Origin of the sequence: Porphyromonas catoniae ATCC 51270 (assembly GCF_000565015.1) — a bacterium.
GTDB classification, from domain to species: Bacteria; Bacteroidota; Bacteroidia; order Bacteroidales; family Porphyromonadaceae; genus Porphyromonas; species Porphyromonas catoniae.
In genome coordinates this window covers 253,187-277,699 of record NZ_JDFF01000024.1, presented here as the reverse complement: position 1 = coordinate 277,699, position 24,513 = coordinate 253,187, and the positions used below count along the sequence as shown (strand labels likewise).

The following is a 24,513-nucleotide window of genomic DNA, read 5'->3' as shown; positions in this document are numbered from 1 at the left end:
ATCTTACTTTCTCTTCAGTCAAGCCCCAAGTAGTCAAGTGACTACTTGGGGCTTGACCTTTCCCTCCTAGACATACTCGGTCTCTTAGAGTCACCCAAGGGGTCTAGCTCAAGGTCTAGTCAGAGCTATAAGGAGAGCTAGATTAGTTCGGTTCACTAGGCTCTAGGGTATTCACCCATGAGGGGGAAAATCACCACCTAGTAGGTAAGTGCTATACCCACCTCGGTGGTAAAAAAATCACCACCTCGGTAGTAAATTATTTACCACCGAGGTGCTAAGAAAATTACCACCGAGGTGGTAATTATTTTACCTCCTCGGTGGTATCTAACGTTATATCTTGATAGGGTAGGGATAGCAGTATATTTGGCTTACCGAGGAGTCTCTTAAGGAGAGGTTTGAGCCGCCCTTGCTCACTAAAACTCTGCGTTGCGAGGGGTACGTGGGAAGGGGATCACATCACGAATATTGGTCATACCCGTGACAAAGAGCAAGAGACGCTCAAAGCCCAGTCCGAAGCCCGAGTGTGGTGCTGTACCGTAGCGACGTGAGTCGAGGTACCACCAGATGTCCTTCTCGGGTACCCCCATCTCACTAGCACGTTTCATGAGCTTCTCTAAGTCTGCTTCACGCTCTGACCCACCGATGATCTCCCCAATCTTTGGGAAGAGGACATCCATGCCTCGTACGGTCTTGCCATCGTCGTTGAGCTTCATGTAGAAGCTCTTGATTTCCTTAGGGTAGTCGGTAACGATGACTGGACGCTGGAAGTGCTCCTCTACGAGGTAACGCTCGTGCTCGCTTGCTAGGTCTGCCCCCCAGTATATGGGGAACTCAAACTTTCGTCCACCCTTGATAGCTGCCTCGAGGATCTCTATACCCTCGGTGTAGGTCATGCGCTTGAAGGGCTTCTCTAGTACAAAGCGTAGGCGACTGATGAGCTCACTGTCGAAATGCTCAGCCAGGAAGGTTAGGTCATCCATACAGTGGTCGAGTGCCCACTGGACGCAGTACTTGATGAAGTCCTCTGCTAGGTCCATGTTCTCATCGATCTCTAGGAAGGCTACCTCAGGCTCTATCATCCAGAACTCTGCTAGGTGACGAGGGGTATTTGAGTTCTCAGCACGGAAGGTCGGCCCGAAGGTATATATCCCTCCTAGGGCTAGAGCTGCCATCTCTCCCTCGAGCTGACCCGAGACGGTCAGTGAGGTATGCCTAGCGAAGAAGTCTTCCCGATAGTCTACAGCCCCATCCTCGGTACGTGGTAGATTATCGAGGTCGAGGGTAGTTACTTGGAACATCTGCCCTGCACCCTCGGCATCGCTAGCTGTGATTAATGGGGTGTGGACGTAGAAGTACCCACGCTCATGGAAGAACGTATGGATGGCCATGGCCATATGGTGACGCATCCTATAGATCGCACCGAAGGTATTTGTCCGAGGGCGAAGGTGGGCAATCTCCCGAAGGAACTCTAGGGAGTGTCCCTTCTTCTGTAGTGGATAGGTAGCAGGATCAGCTGTACCAAGCACTTCGATCTCGTGGGCTTGTAGCTCTACGCTTTGTCCCTGCCCTTGGGACGCAACGAGCATCCCTGTCACACTCAGGCTAGCACCTGTTGTGACCTTGGCGAGAAGCTCACTATCGAACTTCTCCAAATCAACTACGATCTGTAGGTTGTGAATGATCGAGCCGTCATTTAGGGCAATGAAGCTAACGGCTTTGTTTCCACGTTTGGTGCGTACCCAGCCCTTGACAAGCACAGTCTGCCCGACTAGCTCACCACGGAGGAGCTCGATGATTCTTGTTCGTTTCATAATATAATGTATGGTGTGTATGGGTGGGTTATTCAAATGCGCCCATGCGGAGGTTGTTCACCTCCTGCTCGGTGAGGTAACGCCAGCGTCCACGCCCGAGGTTCTTCTTCGTTAAGCCAGCGAAGTATACACGGTCGAGTTTATGCACACGATAGCCTAGATGCTCAAAGATACGGCGGACGATACGGTTACGCCCAGAGTGGATTTCGATACCAACCTGACTTAGGTCCTCTTCATTTACGTAGCTGATAGCATCGGCATGTATCTCTCCATCCTCGAGCTCGATCCCCTCAGCGATGCGCTGCATGTCCTCTATGGCTACAGGTTTATCGAGCCATACATGATAGATTTTCTTCTTCATGTAGGAGGGGTGAGTGAGCTTGCTAGAGAGGTCTCCATCGTTGGTGATGAGGATGACCCCTGTGGTATTACGGTCCAGTCGCCCCACGGGATAGATGCGTTCGTCACAAGCCCCCTTGACAAGGTCCATGACCGTCTTACGGCACTCTGGGTCGTCGGAGGTAGTGACGCAGTTCTTCGGCTTGTTGAGCAGGATGTATATCTTGCTTTGGGTTGATACACGTTGCCCCTTGTAGACCACTTCGTCGAGGCGAGTGACCCGAGAGCCCAGCTCTGTGACGACCTGACCATTGACTGTGACTTCTCCTGCGGCGATGAGCTGATCAGCCTCTCTTCGGGAGCAAACCCCAGCGTTGGCCAGGAACTTATTAAGACGAAGGTCTTGTGATGGATCTACCACTTCCTCGTACTTCACAGGAGGGGGTGGGGTGAATGCATGTTGCTTTTTGCCCTTAGCCTTCTTTATGCCCTTGCCAGCCTTCTTGGCCTTCTTTGCTCCAGGCTGAGCATAGCCTTGCCCAGGCTGTGTGCGCTCGGTTCGGTTGTACTGATAGCTATAGTTCCCACTTGATCGCTCTGCTTGATAGCGTTCATCGTAGAGAGAGCGTTCGCTGGAGGGATTGTGTCCTCGGTAATTAGACGTGTGGCTGTCGTAGGTTTGATCAGGTCGTAGTCCACGTGAAGAGCCGTAGTTGGGTGCGGGTGCATCTTCGTCAGAGACGATGTACACACGCTTACGTCGAGAGTGGGGAGCTACGCTATGCGAAGTAGCTTGCACCCCATCGGTAGAAGCGGTAGGGATGCGACGTGTGCGTACGCGACGAACGGCTCCGTCCTCTGACGTTTGCTCTTGCTGGGGAAGAAACTCTTTGTCTTCTGCCATGTTCTGGGTCTGTATTAAATACGTACTAAAGATTGAGTGTTGAGGACAACCTCACGGTTCCCCTCTGGCCTATGGCGTCAGCCTGCAGTGGCACTCTTGGCTTACCCTCTGGGATTTCACATCTAGGAGTGTCATGGCGTGTACAGACATACCGCTTTTTAGCTTAGGCAAAGATATGAATAATCTTTATATCGTTTATATAGAGGGAAATCCAAAGGGTGAAGTATAGGGGAGCTTTGCAGGTGAAAGGGGGTGTTTGAGGGGAGGCGTTATCCTCGCTCCTAGATGGGCATGGTGGGTCTGCTCAGAACCCCATGCATGGGTTCGCCTTGGAATGCATGCATGGGTTTCCAAGCAGACCCATGCATGGGTTTGGAGCAAAACCCACGGGTGGGTTTCTCTGCTTGGTCTTTATCCGTTGAAATAGAGTTGCTTTGTCCTCTAGATAAGAAGGGTCAGGTAGAAGTTCGGTAGAGAGCGAGTAGAGGGTGAGGTAAGGTGCATAGGAATAGGCGTTTGGAGGGTGAAGGATATTTGCGTACCTTTGCACCCGATATTTTTAACTCTCACAAATAGAAAGAGAAATGAATAACTACGAAACCGTTTTCATTCTTACTCCCGATTTATCTGAAGCTCAGGTAAAGGAAGCGGTCGCAAAGTTCGTTGATGTACTCCAGAGCGAAGGCGCTGAGATCGTGAACGAAGAGAACTGGGGGCTCAAGAAGCTCGCCTATTCGATAGCTAAGAAGTCGACAGGCTACTATCAGTTCCTCGAGTTCAAGGCACAGCCCGAGACAATCGCTACGCTGGAAACACAGTTCCGTCGTGACGAGTCTGTGCTGCGCTTCTTGACGTTCCGTCAGGACAAGTTCGCACACGCTTACGCAGAGAAGAGAAGAAGCCGCAAGGCGTAACCCACAAAAGACTAGCACAAACAATGGCTGCATCAACAGAAGTACGCTACCTCACACCGCTGACGGTAGATAGTAAAAAGAAGAAGTACTGCCGCTTCAAGAAGACTGGCATCAAGTATATCGACTACAAGGATCCTGAGTTCCTCAAGCGTTTCCTCAACGAGCAGGGTAAGATCCTTCCACGTCGCATCACGGGTACAAGCCTAAAGTTTCAGCGTCGTGTGGCACAGGCTGTAAAGCGTGCTCGCCACCTAGCTCTGCTACCCTACGTGACCGACAACATGGCTAAGTAGTTCGTAAGACTACCTTAGACAATAGTTAAAGAATAAACCCAGAGGAGACAGAATACAATGGAAGTTATTTTGAAAGAAGACGTAGTCGGACTCGGCTACAAGGACGATATCGTCACAGTAAAGAACGGCTACGGTCGCAACTTTCTAATCCCCACAGGTAAGGCTATCATCGCTACAGAAGCTGCGAAGAAGATCCTTGCCGAGAACCTCCGTCAGCGCGCTCATAAGATCGCTGCTATTAAGAAGGAAGCAGAGGAACGCTCGAAGAAGTACGAGGGTGTCCGCCTCTCCATCACAGCCCATACCAACGTGGCTACAGGCAGTCTCTATGGATCCGTTACAGGAGCTGAGATCGCTGCTGAGCTAGCTAAGCTAGGGCTAGAGACCGAGCGTAAGCACATCTTCATCAAGACGATCAAGGAGGTAGGTAACTATATCGCTACGATTCGTCTGCACAAGGAGGTGGCTATCGAGATCCCCGTAGAGGTGCTCTCCGATGCTCCTAAGGCTGATAAGAAGGCTGAAGAACCTAAGGTTGCAGAAGAACCAAAGGCAGAAGAAGCTACCGAAGCAGAAGCAAACTAAGACGAGCATTTGCTCGTGCAATTTAGGTGAATAGTGCGGGGACACTGGAGGCCATGTTACCTCACAGTGTCCCCGCTTCACTATATCTCCCTTACGAGGACGACCTATTTAAATAGATACAGACTAAAATGTCGATCATATCATCCCTACAGCAGTCGCTGAGCACAGCCGTAGAGACGCTCTACGGACAACATGTAGAGCTTAGCAAGCTACAGCTACAGAAGACCCGAGCAGAGTTTGAGGGGCAATGGACGCTCGTTACCTTTCCTTTGCTCAAGATCTCACGTAAGAGTCCCGAGGCTACTGCTGAGGAGCTAGGGGCATACCTCTTGGAGCACTCCCCTTTGGTCACAGGGATACAAGTTGTCAAGGGTTTTCTTAACCTTACGATTGCTCCCTCAGCATGGCTTGAGGAGTTCAATAGCATTCGATTAGACGAAGACTTTGGTCATCAGCGAGCAAAGGATGATGCACCCTTCGTTATGGTTGAGTATTCCTCTCCCAACACCAACAAGCCACTACACCTAGGGCATGTGCGTAACAATCTGCTGGGATATAGTATCTCGAAGATCCTTGAGGCAACAGGTAACAAGGTCTTCAAGACCAACATAGTTAACGACCGAGGTATTCATATCTGCAAGTCAATGCTTGCTTGGATGCGTTGGGGGAATGGTGCTACGCCCGAGAGCACGGGTAAGAAGGGTGACCACCTGATTGGAGACTTTTACGTCCTCTTCGATAAGCATTATAAGGCAGAGGTCGCAGCCCTGATGTCTCAAGAGGGTAAGACGAAGGAGGAAGCTGAAGCAGCCTCGCCTCTCATGGCAGAGGCTCGTGCATTATTACGCCGATGGGAAGAGGGGGATGCAGAGGTTGTGGCTCTATGGCGTATGATGAACTCTTGGGTCTACGCTGGCTTCGATGAGACCTACAAGCGTATGGGGGTAAGCTTTGATGAGATTTACTATGAGTCTGAGACCTATTTGCTGGGTAAGCAAGAGGTACTTCGCGGACTGAAAGAAGGAAAGTTTGTCCAAGATCCAGATGGCTCTGTGTGGGCAGACTTTACAGCAGAAGGACTAGACCGTAAGATACTCCTTCGCTCAGATGGTACTTCTGTCTATATCACGCAGGATATTGGTACAGCAAAGATGCGCTTTGACAAGTATCCTATTGATAAGATGGTCTACGTCGTCGGTAATGAGCAGGAGTATCACTTCAAGGTGCTCTCACTTCTGCTCGATCGTCTAGGCTATGCCTTCGGTAAGGGGCTTGTCCACTTTAGCTATGGGATGGTAGAGCTACCCAATGGGAAGATGAAGAGCCGTGAGGGTACAGTAGTAGATGCTGATGACCTGATGGATGAGATGACTGAGACCGCTTTACAGATTGCCCATGAGCAAGGTAAGGCTAAAGATATGTCACCCGAGGAGGCACATGAGGTTGCACGCCGTGTTGGGCTTGGATCTCTGAAGTACTTCATCCTGAAGGTAGACCCCAAGAAGAATATGATCTTCAATCCAGAGGAAAGTATTGACTTTAATGGGAACACTGGCTCCTTCATCCAGTACACCTATGCTCGTATCCGTAGTGTGCTACGTAGGGCAGAGGAGCAAGGTCTTGTGATCCCTGATCATCTCCCCTCCAATCTAAAGATCTCAGAGAAGGAGGTGTCGCTCATTGCCCTCATTGCTGAGTATGCAGAGGTGGTACAAGAGGCAGCTCGTAGCTTTAGCCCTGCTGTTATTGCAAGCTATGTATATGACTTGGTGAAGGAGTATAACCAGTTCTATCATGACTTCTCCATCCTACGTGAGGAGGATGGTAGAGTGCAGTCCTTCCGTCTTGCTTTATCCTCCGTGGTAGCACGTACCATTGCCTCAGGTTTTACTCTGTTAGGTATCGAGATGCCTGAGCGTATGTAGGGTATATACAGAGTTTTTGTTACCTTTGTGCGCAGGTGCGGAGTATAGTAGCTCCGCCACTCATGCATAAACGTTTCAATGACACTGAGGTTACCGCTCTTTGAGAGCGTCCAGAGATATAGAAAGCCGTATGTCAAGCTCTGCTTGGTAGACGGCTTTTCTCTTTATAAGACCTTGGCTATAAAAGTCCTTCATTATTTCTAAATACAAGCCCAATGCTAGACTACAAGAGTGCAACACTGATCCTCGATGATGGTAGCCGTTTCGAGGGGTATGCCTTTGGCTATGATGCCCCAGTAGCAGGAGAGGTGGTCTTCAATACAGCCATGACAGGCTATACGGAGAGCTTCACTGATCCGAGCTATAGAGGACAGATACTGGTGATGACCTATCCCTTGGTTGGGAACTATGGTGTCCCTTCCCCCAAGCATGATGTAAACGGCATTGCTTACTTCCGAGAGAGTGATGAGATACATCCCTTGGGTATTGTTGTCTCGGACTACTCAGAGGAGCATAGCCACTGGAATGCAGAGTGCTCTCTCGGCGAATGGCTACGTAGAGAGAAAGTCTTTGGGCTGACAGGGATTGATACTCGAGAGCTAGCAAAGACTCTTCGTGAAAAGGGCTCGATGAAGGGGAAGATTATACTAAACGATGGAGAGGATATCCCCTTCGACGACCCGAATGCTCGTAATCTCGTAGCAGAGGCTTCACCTAAGGAGATTACTATCTATGGGAATGGTCCAAAGAAGGTCGTACTCGTGGACTGTGGAGCTAAGAATAATATCGTTCGTAACCTGATTCGTCCTGATGTGACGCTCTATCGTGTACCTTGGGACTATGACTTTAACCAAATAGATTTCGATGGCCTGTTCCTGTCCAATGGGCCAGGTGATCCCAATATGTGTCAGGTTACAGTGGAGCACATTCGTAAGGCGTTCGAGCGTAAGAAGCCTATCTGTGGTATATGCATGGGGAATCAGCTCCTCGCTGCTGCTGCTGGGGCAAAGGTTACGAAGATGAAGTATGGACATAGAAGCCATAACCAACCTGTACGGGAGGTGGGTACCAACAGATGCTATATCACGAGTCAGAACCATGGGTATGCCGTAGATACCTCTACTCTAGGTGAGGGCTGGAGAGAGAAGTATGTTAACCTCAATGATGGCACGAATGAAGGTATCTGCCATGAAAGTCTGCCTTTCTTCTCTGCTCAGTTTCACCCAGAAGCATGTAGTGGACCTACCGATACGGTGTTTATCTTCGAGGAGTTTTTAAGTCTCATCTAATCCCCCTTAAATACGACAGATAATGATTGATAAGAATAAGCTACAGAAGGTACTACTCTTAGGCTCAGGAGCGCTAAAGATAGGTGAGGCTGGGGAGTTTGACTACTCTGGCTCTCAGGCTCTGAAAGCGATGCGAGAGGAGGGGATACGCACGGTGCTTGTAAACCCCAATATTGCTACGGTACAGACTTCAGAGGGGATAGCCGATGAGATCTACTTTCTCCCTGTTACACCTTTCTTTATTGAGAAGGTAATAGAGAAGGAGCGACCTCAGGGTATCCTCCTTGCCTTCGGAGGGCAGACTGCGCTAAATTGTGGTGTTGCACTTCATCAGAGTGGTGTGTTAGCTCGGTTTGGTGTAGAGGTACTAGGTACACCAGTGGAGGCAATCATGAACACAGAGGATCGAGACCTCTTCGCTCGTAAGCTTGATGAGATAGAGGTCAAGACGATCAAGAGCCATGCCGTAGAGTGTGTAGAGGATGCACGCAGGGCTGCAGCTGAGCTAGGCTACCCCGTGATTATCCGTGCAGCCTACGCTCTGGGGGGACTAGGTAGTGGTTTTTGTGACAATGAGCAAGAGTTAGATGAACTCTGCAGTAAAGCCTTCTCGTTTTCTCCCCAAGTACTGGTAGAGAAGAGCCTCAAGGGATGGAAGGAAGTGGAGTATGAAGTTGTACGAGACTGCTATGATAATTGTATCACAGTCTGTAACATGGAGAACTTCGATCCCCTTGGTATCCATACGGGGGAGAGTATCGTCATCGCTCCTTCACAGACACTCACTAACAATGAATATCATAAGCTAAGAGAAATAGCTATCCGTATCGTACGCCATATAGGGATTGTAGGGGAGTGCAATGTGCAGTATGCCCTAGACCCTGATAGCGAGGACTACCGAGTTATCGAGGTGAATGCTCGCCTGTCTCGCTCTTCCGCCCTTGCCTCCAAGGCAACGGGCTACCCCTTAGCTTTTGTTGCGGCAAAGCTAGGGCTTGGTTATGGTCTCTTTGAACTGAAGAATTCTGTTACCCGCACTACCCCTGCTTTCTTTGAGCCTGCCCTAGACTATGTGGTGTGTAAGATACCTCGCTGGGACTTGGGAAAATTCCATGGTGTATCTCGTGAGCTTGGTAGTAGTATGAAATCCGTAGGGGAGGTCATGGCCATTGGGCGTACCTTTGAGGAAGCCATACAGAAGGGGCTACGCATGATTGGGCAGGGGATGCATGGCTTCGTAGGTAATGGAAGTAAAGAAATCCCCGTAAGTGAGCTAGAGGGTGCGCTTCGTGCCCCTACTGATACCCGTATCTTCGCTATTAGCCAAGCCCTACGAGCAGGCTATACCATAGATCAGATACACGAGCTGACGAAGATTGACCGCTGGTTCCTCGATAAGCTGCAGAGCATCGTGCATACTTCCCACTTACTCTCTCGTGCTAACCAGGTGACAGAGCTGACGAAGGAGACACTTCTTCGTGCCAAGCGTCAAGGCTTCTCAGACTTTCAGATTGCACGCTTTGTCCTTGGCAAGGAGGGGGTAAAGGTGCAGGACAGGGACTTGCTAGCAGTACGTAGCTATCGTAAGAGCCTTGGTGTCACCCCCGTCGTTAAGCAGATTGACACCCTTGCAGCAGAGTATCCAGCTGAGACCAACTACCTCTATCTGACCTATAGTGGTACAGTGAGCGACATCACCTACGAAGCAGATGGACGCTCTGTCGTTGTCCTTGGCTCAGGTGCCTATCGAATAGGAAGCTCTGTTGAGTTTGACTGGTGTGGGGTGAATGCCTTACAGACTATCCGGAAGCAAGGTCTACACTCAGTGATGATTAACTATAACCCAGAGACTGTTAGTACCGACTATGACATCACCGACCGCCTCTATTTCGATGAGCTGACCTTTGAGCGGGTGTTGGATATCCTTGAGCTAGAGACTCCACGAGGTGTTATCCTTTCCACGGGCGGTCAGATACCGAATAACCTTGCTCTAAAGCTCCATGCGCAGAATATCCCCATTCTTGGTACTCAGGCTGAGGACATAGACCATGCCGAGGATAGGCATAAGTTCTCTGCTATGCTAGATAGTCTGGGCATTGATCAGCCTCGTTGGCAGGAACTCACCTCTCTGTCTGATATTGATAGTTTCATCGAGGAGGTCGGATTCCCTGTGCTGGTGCGTCCTAGCTATGTCCTTTCGGGGGCAGCAATGAATGTTTGCTCCAACCAAGAGGAGCTCTATCGCTTCCTCGAGCTAGCTGCCGATGTGTCAAAGGAGCATCCTGTTGTGGTGAGTCAGTTCATAGAGCATGCTAAGGAGGTAGAGATTGATGCCGTGGCACAGCGTGGAGAGATTATTGCTTATGCTATTAGCGAGCATATTGAGTTCGCCGGTGTGCATTCAGGGGATGCGACGATTCAGTTCCCCGGGCAGAAGCTTTATGTGGAGACGGTACGCAGGATTAAGCGTATTAGTCGTCGGATAGCAGAGGCTCTACACATCTCGGGGCCGTTTAATATCCAGTTCCTTGCCAAGGGCAACGAAATTAAGGTCATTGAGTGTAACCTACGTGCCTCGCGTAGCTTCCCCTTCGTGAGCAAGGTACTGAAGATAAACTTCATTGAGCTAGCTACACGCATCATGCTGGGTGAAGAAGTAGAGAAGCCGAGCAAAAGTGCCTTTGATCTCGATTACGTAGGTATCAAGGCCTCTCAGTTCTCCTTTGCACGCCTTCAGAAGGCTGACCCTGTACTGGGTGTGGATATGATGAGTACTGGAGAAGTTGGATGCCTTGGAGATGATACTAATGAGGCTGTTCTCAAGTCTATGCTCTCTGTGGGCTATCGGATTCCAGAGCGTTCCGTCCTACTCTCCACTGGGGGATATAAGCAGAAGGTAGATATGCTCGATGCCGCTCTGCTGCTTCACCAGAAGGGCTATACCCTCTATGCTACACAGGGGACACACGATATGCTCGCAGAGAATAGTATCCCCTCCACTTTGGTCTTTTGGCCGACAGACGAAGGGAAGCACCCTCAGGCTCTAGAACTCCTTCACGAAAGGAAAATTGATATGGTGGTGAACATCAATAAAAATCTTACAGCCGGCGAACTGACCAACGGCTACCGTCTGCGTCGTGCAGCTATTGACCTGAATATCCCCCTGCTGACGAATGCTCGCCTAGCCTCAGCTTTCATTACAGCCTTCTGTACACTCCCCCTCGAAGCTCTTCAAATCAAGAGCTGGGCAGAGTACCACTAAGCCTCTCTTATTCCCCTTTGCTCTGGGGGAAGGTTAGTCCTTTTTTATCCCCATATCCCCGAGTACTTAATGGAAGTCTCTCAAGCATGGGTGAAAAGTTACCTATGTGTAAGCAGGGAGACTACTACCCTATAATTGGCGAGTTTACCGATGAGATGGGAGCCTAGGGGTGTATCAGAGGGGATGAGTTGAGATTTGCCTGCGTGATTGAGGCTCTAGGGCCGTATCTCTAGGTTATGTAGGAGAGAGGGCTGATTACGGTATATAGGGAATCGAGTAAGCATTGAGGGTAGGACATTTGAACCGTTATTAAGAGTGTGATTATAATGTCTTGGACATGCAATATACATCATAATAATTCCCATGGCTACGATATTGGTTGCCTTCGATACCTTAGATGAAGGCTTTGAACGAATCCCTAGTGACCATACTTTGATTCGCCCACCACATGGGCGGGATTTTACTCAAGAGGAGCTAGCAGCGCTCTTGCCTGAGGCTGATGTCCTTTGTTCGGTCTTTGATATCCCCGTTCGAGCAGACCTCATTGCTCGTGGAGGGAAGCTCCGCCTCATAGCAAACTATGCAGTAGGGTACAACAATATTGATATAGACTATGCACGTAGCCGGGGTATCACGGTGACCAATACCCCACATTCGGTTATTGCACCCACAGCAGAGCTAGCTATGGCTCTACTGCTCAGCTGCTCTAGGCGGATTGTGGAGCTGGATACGATGATACGTCGCTCTCCAGGGGTGAAGGTTGCCATGGGTAGAACAGATCGTATGGGACTACCTCTCGCTGAGAAGACCCTTGGGATTGTAGGCTATGGCAATATAGGTGAAGCGGTGGCTATGCGCTGTCGAGCCTTCGGGATGAAGGTTATCTATTACAAACGTCATCGTCTTTCGCCACAGGAAGAAGAGGCGAAAGGTATCACTTATGCCTCCTTGGATGAACTCTTACGCGCCTCTGATGTCGTCTCCCTACATACGCCTTACAGTCCCGAGACGCACCACCTCATTGGGGAGCGTGAGCTTGCCCTCATGCCTGCACATGCCATCCTCATCAACACGGCACGTGGTGCCGTGGTGGATGAGGAGGCTCTTCTTCGGGCCTTACAGCAAGGCTCTATTACTGCTGCGGGGCTTGATGTGTTTGAGCATAATGACTGCCCTCTGGCAGAGCTCTCTTCCCTTCCCAATGTTGTGATGACTCCCCATGTAGGGACACAGACCGAGGATGCACGCCTAAAGATGAACCATGAGATGCTGGAGAATGTCGCCCGCTTCCTAGCGGGGAGGACGGACATTAGCCGTGTCGTATAGGTAATAGATGCTATGCGTTACTTATTCCACCTTGTCCTAGGGACTCTTGGCCTGCTTGCTTTACTCTTCTCTAGTTGTAACCGTTCCTCTCGGCCTATGGAATTCTTGCATCCCAACGATAGTACGACCCTTGTCCACATATACAAGGCACAGCGGTACCTGCTTCTGCCTATCCAAGAGGAGCAACCCGAGGTCTTGGTACGCCTCGTTGGAGATCGTGCCGAAGATACCTTCCTAGATATACGTTTGGCGGTAGATAGTATTGACTACTACGTACCCTTCCTCTTACCGGAAGGGGAGGAATGTAAGATTGAGATCGTTGGGTTAGGCAAAGAGGCAATCACTTGGCAATCCCTACAGCTCTCTGACAGCTTCGATACCAGCAAGAAGGACTACTATCACCCGAGCTACCACCATACGCCTCCCTACGGATGGATGAATGATCCCAATGGGATGTTTTACAAGGATGGTACGTATCACCTCTACTATCAGTACAATCCCTTTGGATCTAAGTGGGGAATATGTATTGGGGGCATGCGACGAGTCGTGACCTCATTCACTGGCAGACGCATGAGCCAGCCCTTGCTCGAGATACACTAGGACATATCTTCTCTGGTAGTGCAGTGATTGACCGAATGGGGACAGCTGGCTTCGGGAAAGATGCCATCTTGGCATACTATACCGCTCATCGAAGCCTTGGAGGAAAGCAATGGCAAGCACAATGCCTTGCCTACAGCACAGATAATGGTATGACTTATACGAAGTACCAAGGGAATCCCATCCTCACACCCTTTGATGGCGTTTCGGACTTTCGGGATCCCAAGGTCTTTTGGTATGCTCCGAGGGAGGCTTGGTATATGATTGTATCTGCTGATAAGGAGATGCGCTTCTATCGATCTGAGGATCTGAAGAAGTGGGACTACGTCAGTGCCTTCGGTGAAGGCTATGGTGCAAGGCCTAATCAGTTTGAATGTCCCGATTTCTTCGAGCTACCTATGCCCGAGACGGGGGAGTGCAAATGGGTGATGCTGGTGAATATCAACCCCGGTTGTCCTTTCGGAGGTAGTGCTACAGAGTACTTTATTGGGACGTTTGATGGCGAGACTTTCACACCCGACACCAAGCCTGAGGTCGCCCGCTGGCTAGACTTCGGGAAAGACCACTATGCTTTTGTAACCTTCCATGGAGTCAAGGAGAGAATATTGGGGATGCCATGGACGAGTAACTGGCAGTATGCTAATGTTACGCCCTTCAAGCAGAGCCGAGGGATGAATGGTCTACCTCGGGAGCTCTTCCTCTTCTCCTCTGCTGGACGTAGTTACGTGGGTAGCCGACCAGCAAGAGAAGTGACGACTCTACGTAGAGAGCAGATCCTCCAGCCTGACCTTATGCTACGAGATAGTGTCCTTTTCTCTAATCTTATGAAAGACTATGCTGGGGACTTTGAGCTAGAGCTTGAGTTTACGCCTGATCCTGCTGTGGAGCGTGTGGGCTTTACGCTCCTCAATGAAGAGGGTGACAGCCTCCCTGTGTACCTTGACATGAAGCAAGGGCGTGTCGTCATGGATCGTACCCGCAGTGGCATCACAGACTTTGGGGAGAAAGCTACTCCGCATGAGCGGGAGAGTGGAGACTGGCGGCAGAGAGAAGGGCTGAACTATCATAATGACTTCGCCCTCTCGACTTGGGCACCTCTTGAGCTCTGTGTGCGTAGAAGCTATCGCCTACGTCTCTTCATTGACCGAAGTCTGGCTGAGTTATTCGTTGAGGATGGCCACATTGCCATGACCAACCTGATCTTCCCACACAGTCCCTACACATCACTACGCCTCTTCAGCGAAGGGGGCAAGACGAAGGTGACACACTTTCGCCTCTATCACCTTTCCTTGTAACTTAGGTACCTGCTGAATCATACCTGTTACTCCCTCAGACCCATTAGTCCAGCTACTCACGAAGGGATAAGTATAGCCCTCTGGTGACCTTGCTCGGCTAATGGGTTTGCGCTTTCTCAGTGACCAACCCTTACTCCCCTCTAGACTCAGCATAGAGTTTCCCTCGTAACCTACTTAATCACCTATAATAGGTGACGGTGTTCACCTATGATAGGTGGCACTCATCGCCTATGATAGGTGATTTGATGGGTTTAAGGGATGACTGCATGAGGATGCAGGGTAGAAGGGCATAAGATTGTCAGGGAAGAGGGGTGGTAGCTAGTAGTGTGAAGGGTGAGTCATTTTCAAGGCTGAGGGTATTCAGTTGCCCAAGGTTACTGGGGTAGAGTGCTTTGTGTATCATTCTGCTCTTTCCCCAGAAGTCCCTAGAGAGTTCGTGCTTTTGGTCGCTCTAGTTCTTGCCTGCCCTCTGTCTTCGCTCAATTATACTGCCGAGGCGGAGGACGAAGGAGCAAGGGCTTTTTATTAACTTTGTACCTAGGATGGAGGTTTGTCCCCTTGGGGGTGAGCATTTGTCCTGTATAAGGAAAAAGTAGAACACCCATACAAGATCTATATGGCAGAGGAAGATTTGATTGGATATGATGACGCTGCCTCTGTGGCGTTTATCCGTAACTATATCCCCCAGGAGCTCAAGGAGCTACTGAGTGATGATGATATCGTCTACTTTGTGGACCTGATCTACGACTACTATGAGAGCCGTGGATATATGGACGAGGATGACCAAGATAGTGAAGAGGCGATTGAGGTAGACGAGGATGAACTCGTCGAGTATGTCGTCAAGAACGCAAAGAAGGATGGTGTCGGGAAGTTTGAGCCTGACCAAATCCGATTCATCGTGCAGGGTGAACTAGAGTACTGCGATAGCATCAACCTCTTTGACTAGCTGATCTCGAGTGGGAAAGAACAAGCTGGCCAAGTTCGCCGAGATGGAGACCTTCCCCCAGGTCTTCCAGTATCCGTTTGCTCGGCTACAGGTGGAGGCGTTCCCCTTAAAAGGGAGATGGCGAGAGGCGTTTTTCGGGAATGATCATCCCATTGTCCTAGAGCTGGGCTGCGGGAAAGGTGAGTACACCGTGGGGCTGGGAGAGCTATATCCTGAGAAGAACTTCATCGGTATCGACGTCAAGGGGGCACGCATCTGGACGGGAGCGAAAGCCTCACATGAGGCAGGGATGAAGAATGTCGCCTTCCTAAGGGGAGAGATAGAGGCTCTAACGAGTTTCTTTGCAGAGGGTGAGATCGATGAAATATGGATTACCTTCCCAGATCCACAGATGAAGAAGGTGACGAAGCGTCTGACCTCCTCTCGCTTTATTCAGCGTTACCTCGGGGTGCTTCGTGAGGGTGGGCGTATCCACCTCAAGACAGATAGCCCGTTCCTCTACACCTATACCCGAGCGTTTGTTACACTAAATCATCAGACGGTGATTACCGATACGGCCAATCTATATGATGGGGCATTCGAGGACAAGATACTTGGCATACGTACCTACTACGAACGCCAGTGGCTTAGCCGAGGCCTCACAATCAAGTATCTTGCCTTCGTCCCTCATCTGCCTGAGGGGGGATTTGTAGAGCCTGATATAGAGATTGAGCCCGATAGCTACCGTAGCTTCAGTAGATCCCGCAGAGTACAATAGTTATGTCCATCACACTATATCCTAAGCTCATCCTAGAGGCTTTGGCGAAGGTTCGCTACCCGGGGACGGGACAGAACCTCGTAGAGGCCGGTATGGTAGAGGATGATATACGTATCGAGGGGATGAAGGTCAGCTTCTCCCTAATCTTTGATAAGCCGAACTCCCCCTTCATTAAGTCTGTTGTACGTGCTGCCGAGACAGCCATACAGACATATATATCGAAGGAGGTAGACATCGTAGGTAATATCCGTGTCAAGGTGCCAGAGGTTGTGCCTACTGAGGATCTCCCACTACTACCTAAGGTAAAGAATACCCTGGCAATCTTCTCTGGAAAGGGTGGGGTAGGCAAGAGTACGGTCTCTGCTAACCTCGCGGTAGCTCTAGCAAAGGAGGGATATAAGGTCGGGCTACTTGATGCGGATATTTTTGGTCCGTCACAGCCGAAGATGTTTGGCTGTGAGGACGCTCGCCCCGTCCTAGAGGAAGTAGAGGGGAGAGAACTCATTGCCCCAGTAGAGAAGTATGGTATCCGCTTGCTCTCCATTGGGTTCTTTGTCAATAAGGAAAGTCCCGTACTATGGCGAGGGAGTATGGCCTCCAACGCGCTTAAGCAACTCCTTACTGAGACCAACTGGGGGGAGCTGGACTTCCTGCTTATTGACCTACCTCCTGGTACAAGTGATATCCACCTCACCCTGGTACAGACGCTTGGCCTCACGGGCTCCATCATTGTGACTACCCCGCAACAAGTAGCCCTTGCAGACGCTATCAAGGGTGTAGGTATGTTCTTAGACGAACATGTACAAGTGCCTATCCTTGGTCTGGTAGAGAATATGGCCTGGTTCACACCTGCCGAGCTACCCCAAAACAAGTACTATATCTTCGGTCGTGATGGAGGAAAGGCTCTGGCTGAGGAGTTAGATATTCCCCTTCTGGGACAGATACCGCTCATTCAGAGTATATGTACCTCTGGTGACGAGGGCTGTCCAATAGCGACGGAGCAGGATAGCCTGATGGGTATCTACTTTCGTACGCTTGCTCGGAACGTCGCCGAGCAAGTAGAGCGACGTAACGCAGAGCTCGCCCCAACAACGAAGGTTGAGCTACAGAAATAAGCAAGCAGAGCAGTGGGGCGATCTGTCGCGCCCTCTCTCCTAGAGGGTGAGGAACGTCCGGGCAACAAAGAGCACCATACTTCCTAACGGGAAGTCATCCGTGAGGGTGAAGTAGCGTAACAGAGAATGACCGCCCTACGTCGTGTGGGGTAAGGGTGAAAAGGTGGGGTAAGAGCCCACCGAGCCTGCAGTGATGTAGACTGCCGTACGCCTTATGGGTTGCAAGATCATGTAAACCGACGCTATGAGGGTTGCTCGCCCCAGTCGGAGGGTAGATCGCACCGAGGTAGGTGGTGACACCTATCCCAGATAAATGACAGATACTCCACGAGGTCTCTCGAGGAGGACAGAACCCGGCTTATAGCCTCACTGCCCTTGCTTGCTCTTTCCTTTTGAATACAAGAACCTCTTCGTTTTTGATATAAGAACCCGCTTGCAGATTATGGCTTCGCTTCTGAGAAAAGCCGAGACGCTCTACCTGCGTCTCTACCGCTTCATCACGCTCGATATGTGGTTACTGAGCCGAGATCGGCTGAGCCTACCTCTACGCTTCCTAGTAGCCACGCTACGTGTGCTCTACATGACGGTGTCGGCATATCTGAAGGAGGGGATCGGGATGCTAGCCAGTTCGCTCTCCTATAGCACAGTGCTCTCAATCGTCCCAATGCTAGCAGTCATCGTAGGCATAGCGAAGGGATTCGGTCTGCAGAATGATGTACGGATAGCACTCAATAATGCCTTGCCTGGGCATCAAGTAGAGTTGGATAAGACCTTTGCCTACGTTGAGAACTATCTACAGCAGGTACAGGGAGGGCTCTTCATCGGTGTCGGTTTAGCCTTGCTCTTCTATACAGTGCTGATGCTGATTTCTACAATTGAGGATGCCTTTAACCGCCTATGGCAAGCTCCTCATGCTCGCCCTTGGACAAGGCGAATCATCAACTATCTAGGGGCATTTGTCCTCTTCCCCCTCCTGCTCACTATCTCAAGTGGTACGACCCTCTTCCTCTCAACGCTGAACCATACCTACCTCAGTGAGCTAAAGATCATCTCTACTCTCACGAGTGAGATCCTAGGGCTCCTGCCCTATGTACTTATTATCTTCACCTTCACGGTGATCTACCTCTTGATCCCTAATGTGCGTGTGCGCTTCGTCCCAGCCCTTATTGCAGGTATTGTAGCAGGGCTCTCCTTCCAGGCCTTCCAAGCCCTCTATATCAACGGTGTGCTATGGATCTCGAGGTATAATGCCATTTATGGTAGCTTCGCTGCTGTACCCTTAGCCTTACTCTGGATACAGCTCTCATGGATCATTGTCCTACTTGGTGCCCAGATTTCCTATGCCATACAGCATGTGTGGCATCTGAACTCTCCCCCGACGTCTGTGCGACTCTCCCGTAGATACATGGATGTCATCCTTGTGGTGGTTACAGCTAGGATTGTCCAGCAGTTTGTTTCTGATAGTGGGGTCCCCTATCGTGCAGAGACCTTGGCCAAGGACTGTGACCTCCCTCTGAGACAGACTCAGGAGGCCCTTGCTCAGTTACTCGCAATGGGTATTATAGTAGAGGTCAGCTATGGAAGGGAAGAGGTCGAGGGTGGATACTATCATCCTAATGTTGCTCCCGAGAAACTCACCCTATCTTACCTACTGAATGCTATTGATCGCCTAGGGAGCGAGGCGATCCCATTGCACCTAGAGGGTGTACATCAACAGGCTTGGGTCGTCCGATCACATGCCTATGAGACGCTCTTTCACTCTGCACAAGATACTCTGCTACGTGACCTAAAGCAAGGTTAGGTAGTAGAGCTAAGATTGCTTATGAAGATTCTAATCAAGATATTCTTTATCTTCTTTTTCTACTCGCTAGGAGAATGTATTGCCCACCTCACGGGAGACTACGTGCCAGGCAGTGTCATTGGTATGGTGCTTCTTTTCGTAGCACTACAGACCAAGCTGATTAAAGAAGAGCAGGTAGACGCTCCAGCGAAAGCCTTGACTGATAATATGGGGCTTTTCTTCATCCCAGCTGGGGTTGGACTCATGGCTCAGATGGATGTGGTGCTGGCCAACTGGTGGGTGATCCTCGTCGCAGTCGCCGTAAGCTCTGTGCTAGTCATAGCCTCGGTGGCCTATATACAAGATCAAATGGAAAGGAGGAGAAGTAAGTAAGATGGTACAGCAACTATTCCAGAGTGAAGTCTTCACAATCATGTTCGTCATCGGGCTGTACCTAGCGTGTATCAAGCTCTATCGTACGGTACGCTTTGCTCTCTTTCATCCAGTACTCTTGACGATTATCATCCTTATTGTCCTCTTGATGAGCTTCGGGGTTCCGTATCAGACTTTTCGAGAAGGGAGTCGCATGATTCACTTCATGCTAGGCCCATCAGTCGTAGCCCTAGGCTATATCCTCTATCAGCAGGTTGGACATCTGAAAGGGAATGTTATCTCCATTATGGTCGCCATCACAGTAGGAGCTATGGTGGGGATTGCCTCCATTGTGGGCATCGGTCACTTGTTGGGGGTAAAGCAAACACTGATTGCCTCACTCGCCCCGAAGTCTGTGACGACACCTATAGCCATGGAGCTGGCGGGAAATAATGGTGGTGTCCCAGGCCTTACGGCTGTGATTGTGGTCTGCGCTGGGATACTTGGTAGTATCATTGGCCCCCCGATTATGAAGCTCATGGGTATCAAGAGCCCAGTAGCCAAGGGACTCGCTATGGGAGCTTCCTCCCATGGGATTGGTACGGCAGCTGCTATTCAGATGGGGGCGATTGAGGGCGCTCTTAGTGGCCTTGCTATTGGGATTATGGGACTAATCACGTCCCTTCTCCTTCCCCTCTTTGCTCGTTGGTTTGGCTAAAAGAGGTTGAGTGAGTCAGGCTTACTCCTCATCCCACAGAGCCCTATGGTCTCCTCTAGAGCTACACACTCTCTCGCACGAAAGATATAACTCCTAATAGTCTGTAAGTATATGGATCGATCAAAGTTTCTTACCCTCTTGGGTACAGTTGCCTCCATTACCGCAATTCTCATGTATGTCTCTTACATCAGTACAATACAGAACAATCTATCTGGATCTAAAGGAGACCCTATCCAGCCCCTTGTTGCTGCTATCAACTGCACCCTTTGGGTCTTGTATGCACTTCTAAGGAAGCCTAAGAAGGATTGGCCGGTTGCTATAGCGAATGCTCCAGGTATTCTCTTTGGCCTCATTACCTTCTTTACCGCACTCTAGTCGGAAGCAGGACCTTGGGGTACTGAGGTACATTCTTGGGAGGATGCTCTCTAGACAAAGTAGTATTTTTGCCCCCGTTACGAAATAATAATATCAAGACATGAAGATCATCTACTGCATCTCTGGGATGTACAAGTCTGGTGGGATAGAGCGTGTATTGGCGGGTAAGGCAAACTACCTCGTTAGCCATGGCTGTGAGGTGGCTATCGTTACGACTGACCAAGCTGGTCGCAAGGACTTCTTCCCTATAGATGAGCGAGTAAAGCGTATTGACCTAGGCCTAAACTACGATGAGCTAGATAGCCTTCCCACGTGGAAGCGCTATTGGCGGACCCTTCAAATGAAGAAGACCCATAGGGCTCTTCTCATAGAGGTGCTTCAGAGAGAGCGAGCAGACATTGTTGTCTCTGTCCTTCGCCAAGAGTTCAGCTTCCTCCCAACAATCAAAGATGGGAGCAAGAAGATATTTGAGTCCCATACCTCCTATTATACGAAGGTGCTTATGTACCCTAAGGAGGCAAAGCTCAAGCGGTTCCTTGGGCTAGCACGGATTGCCTATGATAAGACGATAGCACAGGAATATGACCAAGTTGTTATCCTCACACATGAAGAAGTAGCTCATTGGCAACCAATACCACAAGTCAGTGTGATCCCTAACTCTCTCCCCTTTCATCCCTCGGAGCATGCGCCTCTGGAGAATAAGGATATCATAGCCGTGGGGCGTATGGAGTACCAGAAGAACTTCCCCGAGCTATTATCCATCTGGGCCTCTGTTGCTCCTGGCTATCCAGAGTGGAGATTACATATCTGGGGAGAGGGGTACCTCCTTGATAGCCTCAAGGCGCAGGCAGAGAAGCTAGGTATTGCCAATCAAACAATCTTTGAGGGGGTCACCTCGGACATGCATAAGGCCTATGCAGATTCCTCTATATATGTGATGACCTCTCACTTTGAAGGGTTGCCGATGGTCCTGCTCGAAGCTCAGGCCACAGGACTTCCTATCGTCTCCTATGCTTGCCCTAGTGGGCCTCGGGATATAGTGACTGATGGGAAAGATGGGTACCTCATTACTCCCTATGATCAAGATGCCTTCAAGGAACGTCTCACTCAGCTTATGGAGAGTGCTTCTCTGAGGCAAGCTATGGGGCAGGAGGCCGTCCAAAGTGCAGAGCGATTTACCACCGAGGCTGTGATGCGTCAGTGGGAGACGTTATTCCAATCTCTAGTGAACGGGAAGCATTAACCGATGCCACGACTTATACTTGTCCCTACACCCATTGGTAATCTGGAGGATATTACTCTGAGGGCTCTCAACGTCCTTCGGAGGGTGTCTCTGATACTTGCAGAGGATACCCGTACGTCAGGTCTATTACTGCAGCACTACGAGATTAAGTGCCCCATGCAGAGCTATCATAAGTTCAATGAACATACAGCCCTAGAGCGTCTCTGTGAGCGGATTATGGTAGAGGGAGAGGTCGCTCTCATTACAGATGCAGGGACACCTGCTATATCGGATCCGGGCTATTTGCTTGTGAGGGCTTGCCTCGACCGAGGTATAGAGGTAGAGTGCTTACCTGGAGCGACAGCCTTTGTACCAGCTTTAGTCATTTCAGGGCTTCCCTCGGATAAGTTTTCTTTTGAGGGCTTCTTACCGGTGAAGAAAGGACGACAGACAAAGATGCAGGAGATCGCCAGAGCCGATCGAACGACGGTCTTGTATGAATCTCCCCATCGTCTACTGAAGACTCTGCAGCAGCTGTCGGAGTATCTTTCTCTAGAGACCCCCGTTGTTGCTGTGAGAGAGCTGACTAAGCTCTATGAAGAGGCGATTCGTGGGTCGCTTCGAGAGGTCATACAGCACTTCATCGAGCATGAGCCAAGAGGGGAGTTTGTGCTTGTTATTGGAAGAAATAGTACATTTGACACATCGTTAGATGACAAAGCTCCCTCATCTGCGCCTCTTACCCAAGAGGAGAAGAAGAGGATGAAGCGGTCAAAGAAATGGAACAATTAATAGAGAGTATTATGACAAAGAGACTTATCCTAGGCGGAGCGTTGCTCCTAGCCCTTGCCTCCTGTGGCAAGAACTCTAGCGACTATAAGGAGCTAAAGGCTCAGTATGACTCCCTAGCGGTCGTTAATCAGAATTATGAAGCTGAGCTTCACGAGACGGACTCCCTAGTGGCTAGCGTCCTGACCAACTTCCAAGAGATCACCTCTGTAGAGGGGATGATCAACGTCAACCCTATGAATGGTGACATCAAGCGCACCGAGCAGGAGCGTATCAAGGATAACATGCTCCTGATCAACGACAAGCTACGCGCAAGTAGCGAAGCCATTGATCAGCTCACTAAGAAGCTTGAGGCTGGTGGTAAGGAGAACAAACGTCTTGGTCACACCATCGCTATACTACGTAAGGAGCTGGAGGCTCAGAAGGAACGTGTACTAGCCCTCACCGAGGAGCTGGAGCGTAAGAATATCGCCATCGGAGCCCTCGACTCTATGCTGAACCAGCGCAATAGCGATGTGGATCGTCTGGCAGGTGCTACTGCCCAGCAGGCTCAAGCCCTTGCAGCGCAAGACAAGGAACTCAATACCGTCCGCTACTGCATCGGTACTTCCTCTGACCTGAAGGAGATGAACCTCATCAAGGGGGGACGTGTGGTGACTGAGAACGCAAACCTCAGCTACTTCACCAAGATCGACCTTCGTGATCTATCTCAGCTACCCTTGCTCAGTCGTAAGGCTAAGCTCCTCACGGTACACCCAGCTAGCTCCTATGAGCTCGTACCTGGTGCCGATAAGCAGCTTGTCCTCTATATCAAGAATGCTCAGGCCTTCTGGAGTAATTCCAAGATCCTGATCGTCGAAGTAGACTAACATCTTTTGACCTAACATAAGCTGGATGCCCATACCCTATCCCCTAGCTTCTAGGGGTGGGTATGGGCATCTCTTTTTCCCTTTTTGCTCTCTTGTGCGTACCTTCATAACGCCTGCAATCGTCCTGCATCGTACTCGATACAGTGACCGCTACTCGATCTACCACCTCTATACTCTGGGGCGTGGTCGGGTAGGTGTACTGGTACCAGAGAGGACAAATAAGCGCAATCCGCTAAGAGAGTTATTTCGTCCCCTCTCGGAGCTGGAGGTGACACTGGAGGATAATCCTAAAAAAGAGCTCCTAAGAGTACAAGAAGCTCGAATCATTGATCCCCACCATGCAGTCTATCTCGATGCAGTGAAGGCTGCCCAGGCGATGTTTCTTAGCGAATTTCTCTATCGTGTATGTCTCTCTCCTGAGGTTGATAGTGACTTGTATCGGTTCCTTAGCTATGCCCTAACGCTCTGGGATCAGTCACAGCGGAGTGTTGCAAACTTCCACCTCTGCTTTCTCTTACGCCTCTTAGACGTACTTGGTATCGCACCTTATCTTCCCCCGCCTCCTCTCGAGCCTCTCCATTTCTGCCTCTTGGATCATGTCTACACGGAGGCACCACGAGGTGTATCCCTTACTGCAGAACAGGCACAGCACCTATCCCTCTTTTCGCGCATGACGTTTGCGAACATGCATTGCTTCCGCTACCATCGTGGGCAGCGTCAGCTCATCTTGGATCGTTTGCTCGATTACTATCGTTTGCATCTGCATGATTTCCCTCCACTCAAATGCCTCCCTATCCTAAGGCAACTCGGAGAGGAGGAGCTTAGGGGGCAAATCCTTGTTCCGGACGGAATGGAGTAAGAGTGGCAAGTACCTTCAGCCCCTATACCATTAAGGTGTATTTATCCCCGATATAAGAGCTTCGCAAGGACTCTTATGTAGGGGATTTGTGTTACCCCATTGTGGGTATTGACCGAAACCCATGCATGGGTCTCTCTGGAACCCTAGCATGGGCTTTGAGGGAGACCCATG

20 protein-coding genes, 1 other RNA gene and 1 pseudogene are annotated in these 24,513 nt (G+C 50.2%); 20 read left to right on the top strand and 2 right to left on the bottom strand.

The window, feature by feature from the left end:
- Nucleotides 1-413: 413 nt before the first annotated feature.
- On the bottom strand, nt 414-1,811 hold the full coding sequence (gene asnS, locus HMPREF0636_RS07495; protein WP_044169523.1) for an asparagine--tRNA ligase: 1,398 nt from the start codon (nt 1,809-1,811) through the stop codon (nt 414-416).
- Nucleotides 1,812-1,839: 28 nt separating this feature from the next.
- Nucleotides 1,840-3,054 (bottom strand): pseudouridine synthase, encoded by a 1,215-nt coding sequence (locus HMPREF0636_RS08370; RefSeq protein ID WP_081748431.1) that lies wholly within the window; start codon nt 3,052-3,054, stop codon nt 1,840-1,842.
- A gap of 584 nt (nt 3,055-3,638) precedes the next feature.
- On the opposite strand from HMPREF0636_RS08370, the gene rpsF reads away from it, so the two are divergent.
- From rpsF to recO, 20 genes and pseudogenes are all read left to right on the top strand, one after another.
- Nucleotides 3,639-3,968: a 30S ribosomal protein S6 gene (rpsF, locus tag HMPREF0636_RS07485; protein ID WP_005468538.1), complete on the top strand. Its 330-nt coding sequence runs from the start codon at nt 3,639-3,641 to the stop codon at nt 3,966-3,968.
- 23 nt (nt 3,969-3,991) lie between these two features.
- Nucleotides 3,992-4,261: a 30S ribosomal protein S18 gene (gene rpsR / locus HMPREF0636_RS07480; protein ID WP_005468539.1), complete on the top strand. Its 270-nt coding sequence runs from the start codon at nt 3,992-3,994 to the stop codon at nt 4,259-4,261.
- A 57-nt stretch (nt 4,262-4,318) separates the two neighbouring features.
- Nucleotides 4,319-4,846: a 50S ribosomal protein L9 gene (gene rplI, locus HMPREF0636_RS07475; RefSeq protein WP_044169520.1), complete on the top strand. Its 528-nt coding sequence runs from the start codon at nt 4,319-4,321 to the stop codon at nt 4,844-4,846.
- 128 nt (nt 4,847-4,974) lie between these two features.
- A complete protein-coding gene (gene argS, locus HMPREF0636_RS07470) occupies nt 4,975-6,771 on the top strand; it encodes an arginine--tRNA ligase (RefSeq protein ID WP_044169518.1) in 1,797 nt (598 codons plus the stop codon).
- Between the two features lie 215 nt (nt 6,772-6,986).
- Entirely contained in the window at nt 6,987-8,060 is a 1,074-nt protein-coding gene (gene carA, locus HMPREF0636_RS07465) for a glutamine-hydrolyzing carbamoyl-phosphate synthase small subunit (RefSeq protein ID WP_044169516.1), read from the top strand.
- Between the two features lie 22 nt (nt 8,061-8,082).
- Complete coding sequence (gene carB / locus HMPREF0636_RS07460) at nt 8,083-11,322, top strand: carbamoyl-phosphate synthase (glutamine-hydrolyzing) large subunit (RefSeq protein ID WP_044169514.1); 3,240 nt, start codon at nt 8,083-8,085, stop codon at nt 11,320-11,322.
- A 363-nt stretch (nt 11,323-11,685) separates the two neighbouring features.
- Complete coding sequence (locus HMPREF0636_RS07455) at nt 11,686-12,648, top strand: NAD(P)-dependent oxidoreductase (RefSeq protein WP_044169512.1); 963 nt, start codon at nt 11,686-11,688, stop codon at nt 12,646-12,648.
- Nucleotides 12,649-12,660: 12 nt separating this feature from the next.
- Nucleotides 12,661-14,540, top strand: a pseudogene (locus HMPREF0636_RS07450) (GH32 C-terminal domain-containing protein).
- A 616-nt stretch (nt 14,541-15,156) separates the two neighbouring features.
- The gene (locus tag HMPREF0636_RS07445; protein ID WP_044169511.1) at nt 15,157-15,486 is read left to right on the top strand and encodes a hypothetical protein; all 330 of its coding nucleotides are present in this window, start codon (nt 15,157-15,159) and stop codon (nt 15,484-15,486) included.
- A 10-nt stretch (nt 15,487-15,496) separates the two neighbouring features.
- Complete coding sequence (gene trmB, locus HMPREF0636_RS07440) at nt 15,497-16,243, top strand: tRNA (guanosine(46)-N7)-methyltransferase TrmB (protein ID WP_044169509.1); 747 nt, start codon at nt 15,497-15,499, stop codon at nt 16,241-16,243.
- A gap of 8 nt (nt 16,244-16,251) precedes the next feature.
- A complete protein-coding gene (locus HMPREF0636_RS07435; protein WP_044169572.1) occupies nt 16,252-17,358 on the top strand; it encodes an Mrp/NBP35 family ATP-binding protein in 1,107 nt (368 codons plus the stop codon).
- Nucleotides 17,359-17,367: 9 nt separating this feature from the next.
- Nucleotides 17,368-17,735: RNase P RNA component class A (gene rnpB / locus HMPREF0636_RS08300), an RNA gene on the top strand.
- Nucleotides 17,736-17,800: 65 nt separating this feature from the next.
- A complete protein-coding gene (locus HMPREF0636_RS07430) occupies nt 17,801-19,159 on the top strand; it encodes a YihY/virulence factor BrkB family protein (protein WP_044169507.1) in 1,359 nt (452 codons plus the stop codon).
- A 21-nt stretch (nt 19,160-19,180) separates the two neighbouring features.
- Complete coding sequence (locus HMPREF0636_RS07425) at nt 19,181-19,531, top strand: CidA/LrgA family protein (protein ID WP_044169506.1); 351 nt, start codon at nt 19,181-19,183, stop codon at nt 19,529-19,531.
- 1 nt (nt 19,532) lies between these two features.
- Nucleotides 19,533-20,228, top strand: coding sequence for an LrgB family protein (locus tag HMPREF0636_RS07420; protein WP_044169505.1), 696 nt, complete (start codon nt 19,533-19,535; stop codon nt 20,226-20,228).
- Between the two features lie 111 nt (nt 20,229-20,339).
- Nucleotides 20,340-20,603 (top strand): SemiSWEET family transporter, encoded by a 264-nt coding sequence (locus HMPREF0636_RS07415; RefSeq protein ID WP_044169503.1) that lies wholly within the window; start codon nt 20,340-20,342, stop codon nt 20,601-20,603.
- A 100-nt stretch (nt 20,604-20,703) separates the two neighbouring features.
- Nucleotides 20,704-21,846 carry a glycosyltransferase family 4 protein gene (locus HMPREF0636_RS07410; protein ID WP_044169501.1) on the top strand — a complete coding sequence of 381 codons (1,143 nt, stop codon included), beginning with the start codon at nt 20,704-20,706 and terminating at the stop codon, nt 21,844-21,846.
- A gap of 3 nt (nt 21,847-21,849) precedes the next feature.
- Complete coding sequence (gene rsmI, locus HMPREF0636_RS07405; protein WP_005468558.1) at nt 21,850-22,617, top strand: 16S rRNA (cytidine(1402)-2'-O)-methyltransferase; 768 nt, start codon at nt 21,850-21,852, stop codon at nt 22,615-22,617.
- 11 nt (nt 22,618-22,628) lie between these two features.
- Nucleotides 22,629-23,483, top strand: coding sequence for a Cbp1 family collagen-binding glycoprotein adhesin (locus HMPREF0636_RS07400; RefSeq protein ID WP_052309383.1), 855 nt, complete (start codon nt 22,629-22,631; stop codon nt 23,481-23,483).
- A gap of 94 nt (nt 23,484-23,577) precedes the next feature.
- The gene (recO, locus tag HMPREF0636_RS07395; protein ID WP_248616899.1) at nt 23,578-24,342 is read left to right on the top strand and encodes a DNA repair protein RecO; all 765 of its coding nucleotides are present in this window, start codon (nt 23,578-23,580) and stop codon (nt 24,340-24,342) included.
- Nucleotides 24,343-24,513 lie beyond the last annotated feature (171 nt).